Origin of the sequence: Cellulomonas sp. NS3 (genome assembly GCF_024757985.1) — a bacterium.
GTDB lineage: Bacteria > Actinomycetota > Actinomycetes > Actinomycetales > Cellulomonadaceae > Cellulomonas_A.
The window spans coordinates 1,842,487-1,859,426 of sequence record NZ_CP103289.1 but is presented as its reverse complement, the minus strand read 5'-3'; the positions used below and the strand labels follow the sequence as shown (position 1 = coordinate 1,859,426).

The following is a 16,940-nucleotide window of genomic DNA, read 5'->3' as shown; positions in this document are numbered from 1 at the left end:
GCGACGCCGTCAGCGGACCTGGACGCCCCGGAGCACGACCGCGGACGGCGCCGCGAGCACCTCGATGTCGGTGCGCGGGTCCGCCGGGTAGACCACGACATCGGCGCTCGTGCCCTCGTCGAGCGCCTCGACGCCGAGCCACGCCCGGGTCCGCCAGCTCGCGGCGGCGGCGACCTCGGCCGCGGGGATCCCCGCGAGCACCATCTCGCGGGCCTCGTCCGCGATCCGCCCGTGCGCGATCGTCCCGCCCGCGTCGGTCCCCACGAGGACCCGGACGCCGGCGTCGTGCAGGTCGCGGACCTGGTCGTACCGGCGGGCGTGCAGACGGCGCATGCGCGCGGCGAACAGGGGGTAGCGCACCGCCTGGGCGGCGATGGCCTCGAACTGGGCGACCTGGAGCAGCGTCGCGGTCACCGGCACGCCGTCGGCCGCGAGGCGCGCCACCTGCTCGGGCGTCGCGCCCGTCGCGTGCTCGAGGCAGTCGACCCCCGCGTCGAGCAGCGCGTCGACCGACTCGGTCGCGAACGTGTGGGCCGTGACCCGCGCCCCCTCGGCGTGCGCGGCGGCGACGGCCTCGGCGAGCACGTCCGCCGGCCACAGCGGGCGCAGGTCGCCGTCGGCGCCCAGGTCGCGGTCGATCCAGTCGGCCACGAGCTTGACCCACCCGTCGCCGCGCCGGGCCTCCTCGGCGACGGCCGCGGGCAGCTCCGCGACGTCCGCAAGCTCGCGGCCGTAGTGGCGCAGGTAGCGCTTGGGACGGGCGAGGTGGTGGCCGGACCGGATGAGCCGCGGGAGGTCCGTGCGCGCGTGCACCCACGACGTGTCCGCCGGGGACCCCGCGTCGCGGACGAGCAGCACCCCGGAGTCGCGGTCGGCCAGGGCCTGCTGCTCCGCGGTCGCCGCGTCGACGGGCCCGTCCGCCGCGAGGCCGATGTGGCAGTGCACGTCCACGAGCCCGGGCAGCACGACCCCGTCGAGCACCCGGACGTCCGTCGCCGACGGACGTGTCAGCGTGAGCCGCCCACCGACGACCCAGGCCTCCCCCACCTCGCGCTCGTCGTCCAGGACGACGGTCCCGCGCAGGTGCAGCACCGGCCCGGCGGTCACGGGCGCCCGGCCCACGTCGGCGCGGGGTGCACGTCAGCGCCCGAGGAGCTTGTCCAGGCCGGGCGGCAGCTGGAGCGCGCCGGGGTCGACCTGCTCCGGGGCCGCGGGCTGACCGAGGCCGAACGCCGAGCCCTGCGGCGCGCGCGGCGTCAGGCCGGCCGCGCGGTCGGCCGCGAGCCGCTCCTGCTCGGCGCGCTTCGCCGGGTTCCCCGACTTGCCCTTGGCCTTGCGGGGCGGCGGCGCGACGCGCCCGCGCGACTTCTTGCCGCCCATGCCGGGCAGGTTCCCCATGCCGGGGACGCCCATCCCGCCGCCGCGAGCCATCTGCTTCATCATCTTCTGCGCGCCCTCGAACCGGTCGAGGAGCTGGTTCACGTCGGTCGCCGTGGTGCCCGAGCCGCGCGCGATGCGCGAACGGCGCGAGCCGTTGATCATCTTGGGGCTGCGGCGCTCCGCGGGGGTCATCGAGCGGATGATCGCCTCGATGCGGTCGACCTCGCGCTCGTCGAAGTTGTCGAGCGCCTCACGCATCTGGCCCATGCCCGGCAGCATGCCGAGCATCTTCTTCATCGAGCCCATGTTCTTCATGGCCTGCATCTGCTGCAGGAAGTCCTCGAGCGTGAAGTCCTCGCCGCTCGCGAGCTTGCCGGCCATCGCCTCGGCCTGCTCGGCGTCGAACGCCTTCTCGGCCTGCTCGATGAGGGTGAGCACGTCGCCCATGTCGAGGATGCGCGACGCCATGCGGTCCGGGTGGAAGACCTCGAAGTCGGTGAGCTTCTCGCCCGTCGACGCGAACAGGATCGGCCGGCCCGTCACGCTCGCGACCGAGAGCGCGGCGCCACCGCGTGCGTCGCCGTCGAGCTTCGAGAGCACGACACCCGTGAAGTCGACGCCCTCGGCGAACGCCTGTGCGGTCGCGACCGCGTCCTGGCCGATCATCGCGTCGATCACGAACAGGATCTCGTCGGGGCCGACGGCGTCGCGGATGTCCGCGGCCTGCTGCATGAGGTCCGCGTCGACACCGAGGCGGCCGGCGGTGTCGACGATGACGACGTCGTGCTGGCGGGCGCGCGCCGTGGCCAGACCCTCGCGCGCGACCGCGACCGGGTCGCCGCCCGCGAGGCCCGACAGGTCCTCGCTGCCCTGGTTGCCACGGTGCGGGGCGAAGACCGGCACGCCGGCGCGCTCGCCGACGACCTCGAGCTGCGTGACGGCGTTGGGGCGCTGGAGGTCCGCCGCGACGAGCAGCGGCGTGTGCCCCTGCGAGCGCAGGTGCAGCGCGAGCTTGCCGGCGAGGGTCGTCTTGCCCGCGCCCTGGAGGCCCGCGAGCATGATGACGCTCGGCGGGGTCTTCGCGAGGCGCAGCGGGCGGTTCTGCCCGCCGAGGATCGCGACGAGCTCGTCGTTGACGATCTTCACGACCTGCTGCGCCGGGTTCAGGGCACCCGAGACCTCGGCCGAGAGCGCACGCTCGCGCACCGCGCCGGTGAACGCACGCACCACGGGGACGGCGACGTCGGCGTCGAGCAGCGCGCGGCGGATCTCGCGCACGGTGGCGTCGATGTCCGCCTCGGACAGCTTGCCCTTGGTGCGCAGGTTCTTGAAGGTGGATGTCAGTCTGTCGGACAGGGTGGCGAACACCGCTCGATCCTCACGCTCTCCTCGCCGATCACGGACGGTCCAGGGTACCTGCCAGCCGGTCGCCCGCCCGCGCCGTCGCGTCGTCGACGAGCCGCTCGCGCCAGGCGCTCCACGCGGTCGGCCCCGCGGCGGTCGCGTCGGCCTCCGTGAGCGAGCGCAGGAGCCCGAGCAGGTCGGCCCGGTGGTCGACCGCCTCGAGCAGGCGCTCCGTCGTCGCGGGGTCGTCCGGGTCCGCCGTCGTCGCGAGGTCGGCGAGCGTCAGGTGGTGCCGGACGAGCCGAGCCACGTCGTCGGCGTCCTGCTCCCCGAACCCCATCCGCAGCACGATCGGCCCGGCGAGCCGGGCACCCTCGGTCGAGTGGTCGCCCGCGCCCGCGCGCTTGCCGATGTCGTGCAGCAGCGCCGCGAGCAGCAGCAGGTCGCTGCGCTCGACGCTGCGCTTGTCCCGGCTCGCGAGCGCGACCGTCTCGACGAGGTGGCGGTCGACGGTGTGGCGGTGGATCGCGGAGCGCTGCGGGCGGTTGCGGACGCCCGCCCACTCGGGGATCCAGGTCGTCACGACGCCAGCCAGGTCGAGCGCCTCCCAGACGGGCACCTGCGCGTGCCCGGACCCGAGCAGCTGGAGCAGCGACGTGCGTGCCGCCTTGGGCCACGGGGTGGGCAGCGGCGGGGTCTGCGTGAGGCTCGCGACCGTGACCGGCGAGAGCGGGAGCCCGGTGCGGGCGGCCGTCGCCGCGGCGCGCAGCGACAGGATCGGGTCGAGCGCCGGGCGCGCGTCGACGGCCAGCACGATCTCGCCGTCGTGCTCGACGAGGCCCTCCCCGATGGGCCGCAGGAGTGGGGCCCCGCGCCGGCCGCGCACGAGCACCGGACGGCGCACGAGCGGGCGCTGGAGCGCCTGGCGCGCGTTGCGGACCGTCGAGTCGAGCGCGTAGGAGATGATCCGGCCGGCCTCCGCGAGGCTCGCGAGCAGGTCGTCGCGGTCGTCGAAGCCCGTGAGCGCCGCGACCTCGTCCTGGTCCGCGGCGAGCAGCCGGTTGGTGTGCCGACGCGTCGCGACCTGGATCGCGTCGCGCACGTCGAGCAGGTGGGCGTACGCGTTGTCGACCGCGCCGTGCGGGCGGTCCGTGAGCCACGTGGCGGCGAGCGCCGAGAGCACGACCGCGTCACGGATGCCGCCCCGGGCCTCCTTGAGGTCCGGCTCGATGAGGTAGGCGAGCTCGCCGTGCCGCTCCGCGCGCTGCTTGGTCGACGCGAGGAGCTCCGGCAGCCGACGGCGCGCCGCGGAGCGCCAGTCCGCCAGCAGCGCGGACTTCGCCCGGTGCACCACGAGGTGGTCGCCGGCGACGGGCACGAGGTCGAGCAGCCCGACCGCGGCCGGGAGGTCCTTCGACGCGACCTGACGGCACTGCGCGAGCGAGCGCACCGAGTGGTCGAGGTCGAGCCCCGCGTCCCAGATCGGGTACCAGAGGCGCTGTGCGAGCGCCGAGACCTCCTCGGCCGAGTGCCCCCGGCCCTCGTGGACCAGGAGCAGGTCCAGGTCGCTGACCGGGCTCGCGTCACCTCGGCCGACGCTGCCGACCGCGCCGAGCGCGATGCCGCCGACGTCGCGCCCCGCGGTGGCCTCGTCCCAGAGCTCGGCGAGGCGCCGGTGGACCAGGGTGACGCCGGCGAGACGGCGCGCGACCCCGTCGCTGCCCGGGCCCGTGAGCCCGGCGGCGAGCTCGAGCCGTTCCGCCCGGAGGCCCCGCACCCCTGTCGTGGGGCGCGGGGCCTCGGGCGACCCGTCGCCGGCCGCGCCCCCTGCGGGCGACCGTGACTGCGTCATCGGCGGGAGTCTGCTGCCCGGCTCAGAGCGCGTCCGCGCCGTGCTCGCCGGTGCGGACCCGCGCGACGTCCTCGACCGGCACGGTCCAGACCTTCCCGTCGCCGATCTTGCCGGTCTGCGCGGCCTTGACGATGACCTCCGTGACCGTCGCGGCGTCCTCGTCGGAGACCAGGACGTCGATCTTGACCTTGGGGACCAGGTCGACCGTGTACTCCGCACCGCGGTAGACCTCGGTGTGGCCGCGCTGCCGGCCGTAGCCGCTCGCCTCGCTCACCGTCAGGCCCCGGACACCGGCCGCCTCGAGCGCCGACTTCACGTCGTCCAGCCGGTGCGGCTGGATGACTGCTGTGACGAGCTTGGTCATCACTTCACCTCCGTAATGATGCGGGCACCCAGGGTCTCGTACGCCGTTTCGCCGTGCACCGCCAGGTCGACGCCGCCGACCTCGGCCTCGTCGCTCACGCGCCAGCCCATCGTGGCCTTGAGGATCAGGGCGATGACCAGGGTCGCGAGGCCGCTGAACACCATCGCCACGACGGCCACGATGATCTGTGTGCCGAGCTGCGTGAGGCCGCCGCCGTAGAACAGGCCGTTGAGCGCGCCGTCGGGGTACCAGGTCGAGTTGGCGTCGGTCGAGAACAGGCCGATGAGCACCGTCCCGACGAGGCCGCCGACGAGGTGGACGCCGACGACGTCGAGCGAGTCGTCGTAGCCGAACTTGTACTTCAGGCCGACCGCGAGGGCGCACAGGACACCCGCGACGAGGCCGATCGCGATCGCGCCGAACGTGTCGACGGCCGCCGCGGCCGGGGTGATGGCGACGAGGCCCGCGACGACGCCGGACGCGGCACCGAGCGACGTGGCGTGGCCGTCACGGAACTTCTCGGTGAGGAGCCAGGCGAGCATCGCGACCGCGGTGGCGACGAGCGTGTTGACCCAGGCCCGGCCGGAGACGTTGTCCGCGCCGAACTCGGAGCCCGCGTTGAAGCCGAACCAGCCGAACCACAGGAGCGCGGCGCCGAGCATCACGAACGGGAGGTTGTGCGGGCGCATCGGCTCCTTGGCGAAGCCGCGGCGCTTGCCGATCACGAGGGCGAGCACGAGGCCCGCGACACCGGCGTTGATGTGCACGACCGTGCCGCCGGCGAAGTCGATGGGGGTCGAGAGCGCGCTCGTGATGCCCTCGGCGCCGAGGTGGCCGCCGCCCCACACCATGTGCGCGAGCGGGATGTAGACGACCGTGACCCAGACCGCGGTGAACGCGAGCCACGTCGAGTACTTGGTGCGGTCCGCGATGGCGCCGGAGATCAGCGCGACGGTGATGATCGCGAACGTGGCCTGGTACCCGACCGCGACGAGCGCCGGCACGCCGGTCGCCTTCATCAGGCTGTCCTCGTCGGTCATGCCGGCGAGGCCGAAGAAGTCGAGCGGGTTGCCGAAGAACCCGGCGACGTCCGTGCCGAAGGTCCCGGAGTAGCCGTAGAGGACCCAGATGAGGGAGACGACGCCGATCGCGCCGAAGCTCATCATCATCATGTTGAGGACGCTCTTGCCCCGCACCATGCCGCCGTAGAAGAACGCCAGACCCGGCGTCATCAGCAGCACCAGCGACGCGGCAGTCAGCATCCATGCTGTGTTGCCCGTGTCCAGCACAAACTCTTCCATCTGGATTGCCTTCCTTCGCCAGCCGGGCGGCCGGGTCGGGCACAACCTTCGGGGAGGGGAGTTTCACCGGGAGGCCGGACGGGTTACGCGCGCGTGACAGCGGCGCCCGCCACGTAAACGTTGCGTTTCGTGCTGGGCGCGGGTCCAGGAACCGGGTCAGACCTGGAGGAGCCCGTCGACGAAGTCCTCGGGGTCGAACGGCGCCAGGTCGTCGGGCCCCTCGCCGAGGCCGACGAGCTTGACGGGCACCCCGAGCTGGCGCTGGACGGCCACGACGATGCCGCCCTTGGCGGTCCCGTCGAGCTTGGTCAGGACGATGCCGGTGACGCCCGCGACCTCGGCGAAGACCTTGGCCTGGTTGAGGCCGTTCTGGCCCGTCGTCGCGTCGAGCACGAGCAGGACCTCCGAGAGGGGGGCCTCGCGGGTGATCACGCGCGTGATCTTGCCGAGCTCGTCCATGAGGCCGGCCTTGTTCTGCAGGCGGCCCGCGGTGTCGACCAGGACGACGTCGAACTGCTCGCGCACGCCGGTGCGCACCGCGTCGAACGCGACCGCGGCCGGGTCGCCGCCGTCGCGGTCGGAGCGGACGGTCGGCACGCCGACGCGCGAGCCCCACGTCTCGAGCTGGTCCGCCGCGGCGGCCCGGAACGTGTCGGCGGCGCCGAGGACGACGGTGCGGCCCTCCGCGACGAGGACCCGCGCGAGCTTGCCGACGGTCGTCGTCTTGCCGGTGCCGTTGACGCCCACGACGAGCACGACCGCCGGTACGTGCGGGAGCGCGGCGCCGTCGGGCTCCTCGCCCGTGCCGTCCGCGGCGAGCGCCGAGGGCGGCGTCGTGGCGAGCGAGCGGTCGAGCGACGGGTCGACGAGCGCGACGAGCTGCTCGCGCAGCAGCGCGCGGACCTGGACCGGGTCCTTGACGCCCTGCACGCGGACCTGGGTGCGCAGCGCGTCGATCAGCTCGCCCGCGGGGCCCGCGCCCATGTCGGCGAGGAGCAGCGTCTCCTCGAGCTCGTCCCAGTCGTCCTCGGAGAGGTGGTCGCGCGAGAGGACGGCGAGGAGGCGGGTGCCGAGAGGCGACCCCGAGCGCGCGAGGCGGTCGCGCAGGCGGGCGAGCCGTCCGACGGCGGGCGCCGGGACCTCGAAGCCGACGACCTCGTCGAGGTCGGGGACGACCTCGACGTCCTCCGCGGCCGTGGTGGTGCCGGGGGCGACCGGCGGACGCTCGAGCGTCGCGGTGCCCGCTCCCCCGGACGGCTCGCCGGCGGTCCCGCCGCGTGCGGCACGCGCCCCGTCGTCGGTCGCGCCGGACCCGCCGCCCGTCCCGGGGCGCCGGCGGCGCGCGACGAGCACGCCGACGACGGCCGCGAGGGCGGGCACGCCGACGAGCAGGGCTGTGAGGAGTTCGTTGTCCACCGGATCAGTCTCTCAGCACAGGCACGGCTGTGGCGCGACGCCGGCGCCCGGCGCGCACCGTGGCGGTCGGGCGTCGCACCCGGCGCGTCGGGGTCAGCCGGGGCGGCGCGTGAGCTCGTGCACCGACCGGACGGCCTTCTGCCGGGCCTTCCCGAGGGTGTCGCGCAGCTCGTCGACGTGCAGGTAGCCGTCGTCGTCGACCTGGGTCGCGAGCAGGAACTCGTCGAGCGGGACGTCGACGGGCTCGGCGTCGAGGAGCTCGGCGCCCAGGCGCGCGGACGCGGGGTCGCGCCGCGCGGCGAGGCCGGCGCGCAGGTCGCGGACGAAGGAGGCGTCGGAGCCGTTGCTCGTCGCGCTGGCCACGAGCGCGACGACGCCTGCGGCGACGAGCGCGACGAGGGTCCAGATGATCAGAGCAGTCATGGGATCATTATCGGCTCCTTGCGGCGGCTCGTCCCCGGGTGCCGCGCAGGCTGTGCGCAACGCCACACGACCTTCACGCGACCGGCGCAACGCCGGGGCCCGGGACGCCGCCGGACGCGTCGTGGCGCCGCGGGGCACGACGTCGGCCGGCCCGTCTCGGCATCGGCCTCGGCCTCGGGGGCGTCCTCAGCCGCGGACCGCTCAGGCCGAGACGTCCTCGCCCGCGGACCCGCTCAGGCGGAGACGTCCTCCCGCATCCGCTGGCTGATCACCGTCGTGACCCCGTCGCCCCGCATGGTCACCCCGTACAGCGCGTCGGCGATCTCCATCGTGCGCTTCTGGTGCGTCACGACGATGAGCTGCGAGTCCTCCTGGAGCTCCCGGAAGATCTCCAGGAGCCGGCCCAGGTTCGCGTCGTCGAGCGCGGCCTCGACCTCGTCCATGACGTAGAACGGGCTCGGGCGCGCCTTGAAGATCGCGACGAGCAGCGCGACCGCCGTGAGCGAGCGCTCGCCGCCGGAGAGCAGCGACAGGCGCTTGACCTTCTTGCCCGCGGGCCGGGCCTCGACCTCGATGCCGGTCGTGAGCATGTTCGCCGGGTCGGTGAGCACGAGGCGTCCCTCGCCGCCCGGGAACAGCCGCGGGAACACGACGTCGAAGGCCGCCGCGGTGTCGCGGTACGCGTCCGTGAAGACCTGCTCGACGCGCTCGTCGATCTCGCGGACGATCTCGAGCAGGTCGGCCCGGGACCTCTTGAGGTCCGCGAGCTGCTCGACGAGGAACTTGTGGCGCTCCTCGAGCGCGGCGAACTCCTCGAGCGCGAGCGGGTTGACGCGCCCGAGCAGCGACAGCGCGCGCTCGGCGCCCCGCAGCCGCTTCTCCTGCTGCTCGCGCACGTACGGCACCTCGGTCGGTGCCTCGGGGTCCGGCTCGACGCCGGGCGCGAGCACGACCGGAACCCCCCGGTGCGGCCCGTACTCCTCGAGCAGCACGGCGGGGTCGAGCCCGAGGTCCTCGACCGCCCGGGTCTGGAGCTGCTCGATGCGCAGGAGCTGCTGGGCGCGGGCGACCTCGTCCCGGTGGGCCACGTCGGTCAGCTCGGCGAGCTCGCGCGCGCGCTGCTCGACCTCGGCGCGGACCTGGGTGAGCGCCGCCTCGCGCTCGGTGCGTGCCGCCTCCGCCGCCGCACGCTCGTCGGCCGCCCGCGCGAGCGAGCCCTCGAGCGCGGTGAGCGCCTGCTCGGCACCCGTGCGCACCGCCTGGGCGAGGCGCGCCTGCCGCACCCGCGCCCGCTCGCGCTCGGCGGCCCGCTCGCGCGCGGCGCGCTCGGCCCGCGCGGCACGCTCGAGCGACTCGGCCCGGCCCGACAGCGCCCGGGCCCGCTCCTCGCTCGTGCGCAGCGTGAGGCGCGCCTCGGTCTCCCGTGCGCGCGCGGCGGTCGCGAGCCCGGCCAGGCGGTCGCGGTCGGCGGTGCCCTCGGCGATCGCGGCCTCGGTCTCGGCGGGCTCGGTCTCGGCGGCGGCGAGCCGCTCGGTGAGCTCCGCGAGCTCGTCCGCGCCGGCGGCGAGCGTCGCGGTCGCCGCGTCGAGCGAGGCCTGGACCCGCTCGGCCTCGGCGCGCGCGGCGCGGGCGGTCGCGCCCAGGTGGCCGAGCTGCTCGGCGACCGCCGCGAGCGCCGCGTCGGACTGGTTGAGGCGGTCGAGGGTCTCGTCGTAGCGGGCCTGCGCCGTGGCGTGCGCCTCGCGGGCCGCGGTGAGCTCGAAGCGTGCGCGCTCGCCCGCGGCGGTCGCGGACGCCGAGCCGGTGCGGGCCTCGTCGAGCGCCTGCTGCAGGTGCAGGGCGCTCGGGGCCGTGGCCGAGCCGCCGGACGCGCGGTCGCGGGCGAGGACGTCGCCCGTGCGGGTCGCGACGACGAGGTGCGGGTGCGCCGCCACGACGGCCCGGGCGGCGGCCAGGTCGTCGACGACGACGACGTCCGCGAGCAGGCGGTCGAGCGACGAGCGCACGCTCGCCGGCGCCGTGACGAGGTCGACCGCACGGTCGGTGCCCTCGGGCACGTCCGCCGGCGCGAGCGGGCGCTCCGGCCCCGGGGCTCCCCCGACGACGAGCGTCGCCCGCCCGGCGTCGTCGGTGCGCAGGCGGCGGATCGCGTCGACCGCCGCGTCGACCGACTCGACCGCGACCGCGTCCGCGAGGTGGCCGAGCGCGGCCACGACCGCGTCCTCGTCGCGCGCGGCGACCTCGAGCAGCGCCGCGAGGGACCCGATCGTGCCGGGCAGTCCGTCGGCGGCGAGCAGCGCACCGGCGCCGTCCTTGCGCAGCAGGCTGAGCTCGAGGGTCTCGATCCGCGAGTCGAGCGCGGTGCGCTCACGGTCCGCCGCCGTGACCGCCTCCTCGAGGGCGGCGAGGCGCGCCGCGGCCTCCTCGACCGCGTCGGCCGCGGCCTCGTGCTCCGCGTCGAGCCCCTCCTCGCCCTCCTCGACGCCCGCGACCTGGGTCTCGAGCGCCGCGAACTCCGTCGTCGCCTGGTGCCCGCGCCGCTCCGCCTCGGCGAGCGTCGTGCGCAGGCGCCCGATCTCGGCCTCGGTCGCCTCGAGCCGGCTGCGACGGGCCGCGACCTGGCCGGCGAGACGCGCGAGCCCTTCCCGGCGGTCCGCCGCGCCGCGCAGCGCGGTCGCGAGCTGCTTCTCCGCCACCGTGGCGGCGGCCTCGGTCTCCGCCCGGTCGCGCGTCGCCGCGTCGAGCGCCGCGCGCGCGAGCTCGACCTCCGCGACCAGCTCGGCCTCCGCGGCGCGCACCCGCTCGGCCTGGGCCGCGAGGTCGTCGGGGTCCGAGCCACCCGCGCGCTCCGGTCCGGCGCTGCCGAGCAGGCGGACCCGCTCGCCCGCGAGCGTCGCGGTGCCCCGCAGGCGCTCGCGCAGCGACGACAGCCGGTACCAGACCTCGCTCGCCTCGCTCAGCGCCGGGGCGGCCTCGGCGGCCTCGCGCTCGAGCGTCGTGAGCCGCGCACGGGCCTCCGCGAGCGTCGCCTCGACCTCGGCGCGCCGGGCCCGCAGCGCCGACTCGTCCGCGATCTCCTGCTCGAGCGTCGCGGACAGCTGTGCGAGGTCGTCGGCGAGGAGCCGGGCGCGCGCGTCGCGCAGGTCCGTCTGCACGACCTGCGCCTTGCGCGCGACCTCGGCCTGGCGGCCCAGCGGGCCGAGCTGGCGGCGGATCTCCGCGGTCAGGTCGCCGAGCCGCGTGAGGTTCGCCTGCATCGCCTCGAGCTTGCGCAGCGCCTTGTCCTTGCGCTTGCGGTGCTTGAGGACCCCCGCGGCCTCCTCGATGAAGCCGCGGCGCTCCTCGGGCGTCGCGCGCAGGACCGCGTCGAGCTGGCCCTGGCCGACGATGACGTGCATCTCGCGGCCGAGCCCCGAGTCGGACAGCAGGTCCTGGATGTCGAGCAGGCGGCAGCCCTGGCCGTTGATCGCGTACTCGGAGCCGCCGTTGCGGAACAGCGTCCGGGAGATCGTGACCTCGGAGTACTCGATCGGCAGCGCGCCGTCGGTGTTGTCGATCGTGAGCGCGACCTCGGCGCGGCCGAGCGGGGCGCGACCGGCGGTGCCGGCGAAGATGACGTCCTCCATCTTGCCGCCGCGCAGCGACTTGGCGCCCTGCTCCCCCATGACCCACGCGAGGGCGTCGACGACGTTCGACTTCCCCGAGCCGTTGGGGCCGACGACGCACGTGACGCCGGGCTCGAAGCTCAGCGTCGTCGCCGAGGCGAACGACTTGAACCCGCGCAGGGTCAGCGTCTTGAGGTGCACGAGCCGAGCCTAGGTGCTCCGGGGCGGACCCCCGGGGACCCCGTCGACGCGCCGGGCCGGCCCGCTCCCCCGGCGTGGAGGTGCGGACCGGCCCGTCGAGCAGCGGCCAGGCGGCGTCGGCGCGTCAGGGCGCCGGGAGGAGAGGCGTCAGAGCGAGGGGAACCACAGCGCGATCTCGCGCTGCGCCGACTCGACGGAGTCCGAGCCGTGCACGAGGTTCTGGATGACCTTGAGGCCCCAGTCGCGCCCGAGGTCCCCACGGATCGTGCCGGGGGGCGCGACGGTCGGGTCGGTCGCGCCGGCGAGGGTCCGGAAGCCCTCGATGACCCGCTGGCCCTCGGCGACGACCGCGAGCACCGGGCCCGACTTCATGAAGTCGACGAGCGGGGCGAGGAACGGCTTGCCCTCGTGCTCGGCGTAGTGGGCGCCGAGCAGCGCGTCGTCGGCGGTCCGCAGCTCGACGGCGACGAGCGTGTAGCCCTTGGCCTCGACGCGGCGCAGGATCTCCCCCGCGAGGCCCCGGCGCACGCCGTCGGGCTTGACGAGGATGAGGGTGCGTTCGGTCTGCGGGGCGTCGGCCTGGGATGCGGTCTGCGTCATGGTGCGACCCTAACGGGCGCCGCCCGCGCGCTTCACCCGCTGACCTGGCCGGGGTGCGCGGCGTCCCACTCGGCGCGCTCGCGGTCGATGCGGCCGCCGAGCCGCAGGCTGACGAACCACAGCACCACGAACACGCCGCCGACCACGAACATCATCGGCACGACGAAGCCCATCGCGAGCACGACGACCTGCACGACGGACCCCGCGACGTACCCGCCGGGGCGCCCGGGCAGCCGGGACAGCACGACCAGGACGAGCATGAGCACCCCGCCCGCGAGCCACACCGCCGAGGGCGGGAGCGGGCCGGAGCCCGCATTCGCGAGGCCGTACGCGACGAGCGTCGCGAACAGCACGAGGAACGCCTCGAGCAGCAGGATCGTCGAGGCGAACTGCTGGCGCGCGGGTCGCTTGCGACGGATCGACCCCGGCGCAGCGGGCTGCGCCGGGGTCGAGTCCGGGAGGGTCGGCTCCGGGGACGTCATCGCGCCAGGTTACCGGCGTCCTCGTGCTCGGCCCGCGCGGCGGGGTCGGCGTCGGTCCCGCGGGTGCCGTCGCCGCGGTGCGGCTCGACGGAGCCGTCGGGCTCGGTGACCGTCTGGGCCGACGGCGCGGCGGCCGCGTCGAGCACGGCGGCCTTCGCCGGGTCCTCGATCGCCTCGCCGCGCGCCACCATGCCGGCGACGTCGGAGAGCTTCACCTCGCGCAGGAACAGCGTGAGGACGAACGCGAGCGCCACGAGCGGGACGAGGTACCAGAACGCGGGGGCGAGCGCGTCGGCGTAGGCGTCGACCACGCCGTCCCGCACGGCCTCCGGGAGCTGCGCGACGACCGCGGGCGTCAGCGAGGACTCGGCACCGTGCGCGCCCCCGCCCCCGCCGGCCGGGGCCTCGCCCAGCACGGGCACGAGCCGCTCGGTGAGCCGCGTCGTGAAGATCGTGCTGAACAGCGCCGTGCCGACGGCCGCGCCGATCTCGCGGAAGAAGTTGTTCGCGCTCGTCGCCGTGCCGATCTCGTGCGGGTCGACCGAGTTCTGCACCGCGAGCACGATCGTCTGCATCACGAGGCCGAGGCCCGCGCCGAGCACGAAGATCATGGCGCCGAACAGCCACATCGACATGTTCCCGGTCAGCCGCGTGAGCCAGATCAGGCCGAGCGTCGCGACGGCCATGCCGACGATCGGGTAGGCGCGGTAGCGCCCGGTGCGCGTGATCGCGATGCCGGAGCCGATCGCGGTGATCATGACGCCGACCATCATCGGCAGCATGAGGAAGCCCGACTCGGTGACGCCGGCGCCGGTGGACATCTGCAGGAACGTCGGCAGGAACGCGAGGGCCGCGAACATGCCCATGCCGATGATGAGGCCGACCGTCGTCGCGATCGTGAAGGTCGGGTTCCGGAACAGGTGCAGCGGGAGCAGCGGCTCGGCGGCGCGCTGCTCGACGAGCACGAAGACGACCGCCGAGACGAGCGTGAGCGCGGTCAGGCCGAGCAGCCCGGCGTCGGACCAGTCGTAGGTGCGGTTGCCGCTCCAGCTCTGCCAGCTCGTGAGCAGCACGAGCCCCGAGGTCGCGACGACCATGAGGAAGATCCCGGCGACGTCGATCTTCTTGCCCGAGCGGTGGCTCGGGAGCTTGAGCGTGAACCACGCGGTGACGAACGCCGCGATGCCGATCGGGATGTTGATCCAGAAGCACCAGCGCCAGTCGAGGTGGTCGGTGAACAGGCCGCCGAGCAGCGGGCCGATGACGGCGGCGATCCCGAACAGGGCGCCCATCGGGCCCATGTACTTGCCGCGCTCCTTGGCGGGCACGATGTCGGCGATGATCGCCTGCGACAGGATCATGAGCCCGCCGCCGCCGAGCCCCTGGACCCCGCGCCAGAACACGAGCTCGGCGAACGAGCCGGCGAACCCGGCGCCGGCGGAGGCGACGGTGAACAGCCCGATCGCGACGAGGAACGGGTACCGGCGGCCCCACAGGTCGCCGAACTTGCCGTAGAGCGGCATGACGATCGCGATCGCGAGGATGTACGCGGTCACGACCCAGCCCTGGTGCTCGACCCCGTCGAGCTCGCCGACGATCGTGGGCATCGCGGTGCCGACGATCGACTGGTCGAGCGAGGACAGGAACATGCTCGCCATGAGCGCGCCGAAGATCAGCCAGACGGTGCGCTGCGTGAGGACGACGAGCGGCTTGTCGGGCGCCGTCGACGGGGGTGCGGTGGACATGCGGACCTCTTCGTGGGTGCGTGCGGGGGGGCGGGTCGGGGCACGGCGGCCGGCCCTGGTGGGCCGGTGCCGGGGGTCAGTCGTCCGCGAGGACGGTGCGCAGGTCGTGCATCACGTCGGGCAGGTGCTCGCGCGCGTCGCCGGCGCCGCCCGCGGAGTCCCAGCGGACGAACGTCGCGCGCGTGAGGATCATCAACAGCATCCCGAGGAGCTCGACGCGGGCGGGGTCCGCGTCGGCGAGGCGGCGCTGCATGAGCTCCTGGACCGCGCCGCGGTGGCTCTCCATCCACGCCATCTGCCGCACGAGGAGCCGGGGCTCCTGGCGTGCGAGCTCCATGACGGTCGCGAGCCGGTCGTGGCTGATCATCGGGCTCTCGAGCATCGCGGCCACGAGGACCTCGAGGTCGGCGCCGAGGCGACCCGTGGGCCCGCCGGTGGCGAACGTCTCGGCGATCGCGGGGTCGAGCGACCACGGCTGGATGCCCAGCACGGCGTCGTCCTTGGACTCGAAGTAGTTGAAGAACGTGCGCGGCGAGACGCCGGCGTCGGCGCAGATCGCGTCGACGGTCACGGCGTCGAGCCCGTGCTGGGCGACGAGGCGATGGGTCGAGTCGATCAGCGCCTCGCGGCGCGCGCGCTTCTTGCGCTCGCGGAGCCCGACGGGCAGGTCGGCCGCGTCGAGAGCGGCCGCCGGGGCGGAATCGACTTTCTGCACGACTGCAAGATTACACCCTCTGCAGAATTGCAGCGGGTGAAGGTTGGTGCGGCGCGGGTCACACCTCGCCGAAGCCGCCCTCGACCGCGGCCGCCAGCGCGTCGAGCGCGGCCCGGGCCTGCGGACCGCTCGCCGCGACCGTGACGGACTGCCCGCCGGTGACGCCGAGCTTCATGAGCTCGAGGACGCTCGAGGCGTTGACCCCGTCGACCGTGACCACCGCCTCGAAGCCGCCCACGAGCCGCGCGAGCACGGCGGCCGGGCGGGCGTGCAGGCCCAGCGGGTTGCGCAGCGTCACCTGGGCCGTCAGGTGCGCCCGCGGCTCGTGCACCCCGGCGGGCGGCACCGGCACCGGATCCGGCACCGCGTCCCCGGCGCGGCCCCGCCCGACCGGGGCCTGCTCGGCCGCCGCGAGCACCTCGTCCGCCGACCCGCCCGTCTGCGCACGGACCGCCGCGGCGACGGCGCCCTCGACGAACGGCGCGTCGGCGACCCGCACACGCGCGGCGACGTCCCCGTCGGCCAGCTCGAGCACCGAGTCGGTCGTCAGGAGCGCGGACCCGAGGTCGACGAGCACGACGGCCGACCGGCCCCCGTCCGTCGCGGCCACGACCGCCCGCTCGACCTCGTCGTAGCTCGTCCCGAGCCCGCCGTGCCCGTCACCGCCCGCGGCGATCAGCGGGACGTCGGGAGCCATCTGCCGGGCGAGCTCGACCGTCCCGTCGGCCAGCCGGCGCGAGTGCGAGACGAGCACGAGACCGACCCGCACGCCGGGCTGCTCCCGGCTGCCGGCGGCGGACACGCTCACGCCGCGCCACCCTCCCCGGCGCCGCCGGGCGCGCCCGCCCCGCTCGACGCCGCCTGCGCGGCCGCCCGCAGGATCAGCGCGCTCGACGTCGCACCCGGGTCGCGGTGGCCTGCGGACCGCTCACCGAGGTAGCTCGCGCGGCCCTTCGTCGCGACGAGCGGCACGGTCGCGTCCGACCCGCGCTCGGCGGCGTCCGCGGCCGCGGCGAGGACCTCGGCCGGCCCGGCGCCCGCGTGCGCCGCCGCGACGGCCGCCTCGACCGCCGGGGTCCACGCGTCGACCATGGTCTTCTCGCCGGGCGACGCCTTGCCCCGCACGACGATGCCCTCGAGCGCGGCCTCGAGCATCGCGACCACGCCCGCGCTGTCGAGGGTCGGCGCGCCCGTGATCTTCGCGGCACGCAGGTACGCGGTGCCGTAGAGCGGACCGGCGGCGCCGCCGACGCTCGACATGAGGGTCGTCGCGACGAGCCTGAGCACCTCGCCGATCTCGGCGGGCGGCCCGTCGAGGGCGTCGAGCCGGGCCAGGACCGCGCTGAAGCCACGCGCGAGGTTCTCGCCGTGGTCCCCGTCGCCGATCTGCCGGTCGAGCTCCACGAGCTCGTCGCGGTGCTCGAGCACCGCCGCCGCCGACGTGCGGACCCACGCCGTCGCCCACGCCACGTCCACCGTCATGCCTGCTCCCGCCTCAGCCGTCCGGACCGC

Annotated in this window: 14 protein-coding genes; all 14 read right to left on the bottom strand. The window is 75.1% G+C overall.

Translation table 11 applies throughout. The features are described 5' to 3' along the window. Positions 1-9: 9 nt before the first annotated feature. Positions 10-1,107 (bottom strand): amidohydrolase family protein, encoded by a 1,098-nt coding sequence (locus tag NXY84_RS08535; RefSeq protein ID WP_258726660.1) that lies wholly within the window; start codon positions 1,105-1,107, stop codon positions 10-12. Between the two features lie 33 nt (positions 1,108-1,140). Further along, positions 1,141-2,748 carry a signal recognition particle protein gene (gene ffh / locus NXY84_RS08530; RefSeq protein ID WP_258726659.1) on the bottom strand — a complete coding sequence of 536 codons (1,608 nt, stop codon included), beginning with the start codon at positions 2,746-2,748 and terminating at the stop codon, positions 1,141-1,143. A gap of 28 nt (positions 2,749-2,776) precedes the next feature. Next, positions 2,777-4,576 carry a [protein-PII] uridylyltransferase gene (locus tag NXY84_RS08525; RefSeq protein ID WP_258726658.1) on the bottom strand — a complete coding sequence of 600 codons (1,800 nt, stop codon included), beginning with the start codon at positions 4,574-4,576 and terminating at the stop codon, positions 2,777-2,779. 22 nt (positions 4,577-4,598) lie between these two features. Further along, positions 4,599-4,940, bottom strand: a complete 342-nt coding sequence (locus tag NXY84_RS08520) for a P-II family nitrogen regulator (RefSeq protein ID WP_258726657.1) — start codon at positions 4,938-4,940, stop codon at positions 4,599-4,601. After that, positions 4,940-6,241: an ammonium transporter gene (locus tag NXY84_RS08515; protein ID WP_258726656.1), complete on the bottom strand. Its 1,302-nt coding sequence runs from the start codon at positions 6,239-6,241 to the stop codon at positions 4,940-4,942. Before NXY84_RS08515 ends, NXY84_RS08520 begins: the two co-directional genes overlap by 1 nt. A 156-nt stretch (positions 6,242-6,397) precedes the next feature. Next, positions 6,398-7,657, bottom strand: a complete 1,260-nt coding sequence (gene ftsY / locus NXY84_RS08510; protein ID WP_258726655.1) for a signal recognition particle-docking protein FtsY — start codon at positions 7,655-7,657, stop codon at positions 6,398-6,400. Positions 7,658-7,750: 93 nt separating this feature from the next. Beyond that, positions 7,751-8,080: a hypothetical protein gene (locus NXY84_RS08505; protein WP_258726654.1), complete on the bottom strand. Its 330-nt coding sequence runs from the start codon at positions 8,078-8,080 to the stop codon at positions 7,751-7,753. Between the two features lie 233 nt (positions 8,081-8,313). Next, positions 8,314-11,886, bottom strand: coding sequence for a chromosome segregation protein SMC (smc, locus tag NXY84_RS08500; protein ID WP_258726653.1), 3,573 nt, complete (start codon positions 11,884-11,886; stop codon positions 8,314-8,316). A 147-nt stretch (positions 11,887-12,033) separates the two neighbouring features. After that, positions 12,034-12,486 (bottom strand): nucleoside-diphosphate kinase, encoded by a 453-nt coding sequence (gene ndk, locus NXY84_RS08495; protein ID WP_258726652.1) that lies wholly within the window; start codon positions 12,484-12,486, stop codon positions 12,034-12,036. A 32-nt stretch (positions 12,487-12,518) separates the two neighbouring features. Continuing rightward, complete coding sequence (locus NXY84_RS08490; protein WP_258726651.1) at positions 12,519-12,968, bottom strand: DUF4233 domain-containing protein; 450 nt, start codon at positions 12,966-12,968, stop codon at positions 12,519-12,521. Then, entirely contained in the window at positions 12,965-14,713 is a 1,749-nt protein-coding gene (locus NXY84_RS08485; protein WP_258726650.1) for an MDR family MFS transporter, read from the bottom strand. Before NXY84_RS08485 ends, NXY84_RS08490 begins: the two co-directional genes overlap by 4 nt. Positions 14,714-14,789: 76 nt before the next feature. Continuing rightward, a complete protein-coding gene (locus tag NXY84_RS08480; protein WP_258726649.1) occupies positions 14,790-15,428 on the bottom strand; it encodes a TetR/AcrR family transcriptional regulator in 639 nt (212 codons plus the stop codon). Between the two features lie 58 nt (positions 15,429-15,486). Continuing rightward, complete coding sequence (dhaM, locus tag NXY84_RS08475; protein ID WP_258726648.1) at positions 15,487-16,236, bottom strand: dihydroxyacetone kinase phosphoryl donor subunit DhaM; 750 nt, start codon at positions 16,234-16,236, stop codon at positions 15,487-15,489. Beyond that, a complete protein-coding gene (gene dhaL, locus NXY84_RS08470; protein WP_258726647.1) occupies positions 16,233-16,910 on the bottom strand; it encodes a dihydroxyacetone kinase subunit DhaL in 678 nt (225 codons plus the stop codon). Before dhaL ends, dhaM begins: the two co-directional genes overlap by 4 nt. Positions 16,911-16,940: the final 30 nt, after the last annotated feature.

Excerpts from the sequence above, each read along its gene's own strand:
- NXY84_RS08525 (WP_258726658.1), bottom strand. The coding sequence starts at position 4,576 with ATGACGCAGTCACGGTCGCCCGCAGGGGGCGCGGCCGGCGACGGGTCG.
- NXY84_RS08520 (WP_258726657.1), bottom strand. The coding sequence starts at position 4,940 with ATGACCAAGCTCGTCACAGCAGTCATCCAGCCGCACCGGCTGGACGAC.
- NXY84_RS08515 (WP_258726656.1), bottom strand. The coding sequence starts at position 6,241 with ATGGAAGAGTTTGTGCTGGACACGGGCAACACAGCATGGATGCTGACT.
- NXY84_RS08505 (WP_258726654.1), bottom strand. The coding sequence starts at position 8,080 with ATGACTGCTCTGATCATCTGGACCCTCGTCGCGCTCGTCGCCGCAGGC.
- ndk (WP_258726652.1), bottom strand. The coding sequence starts at position 12,486 with ATGACGCAGACCGCATCCCAGGCCGACGCCCCGCAGACCGAACGCACC.
- NXY84_RS08490 (WP_258726651.1), bottom strand. The coding sequence starts at position 12,968 with ATGACGTCCCCGGAGCCGACCCTCCCGGACTCGACCCCGGCGCAGCCC.
- NXY84_RS08485 (WP_258726650.1), bottom strand. The coding sequence starts at position 14,713 with ATGTCCACCGCACCCCCGTCGACGGCGCCCGACAAGCCGCTCGTCGTC.
- dhaL (WP_258726647.1), bottom strand. The coding sequence starts at position 16,910 with ATGACGGTGGACGTGGCGTGGGCGACGGCGTGGGTCCGCACGTCGGCG.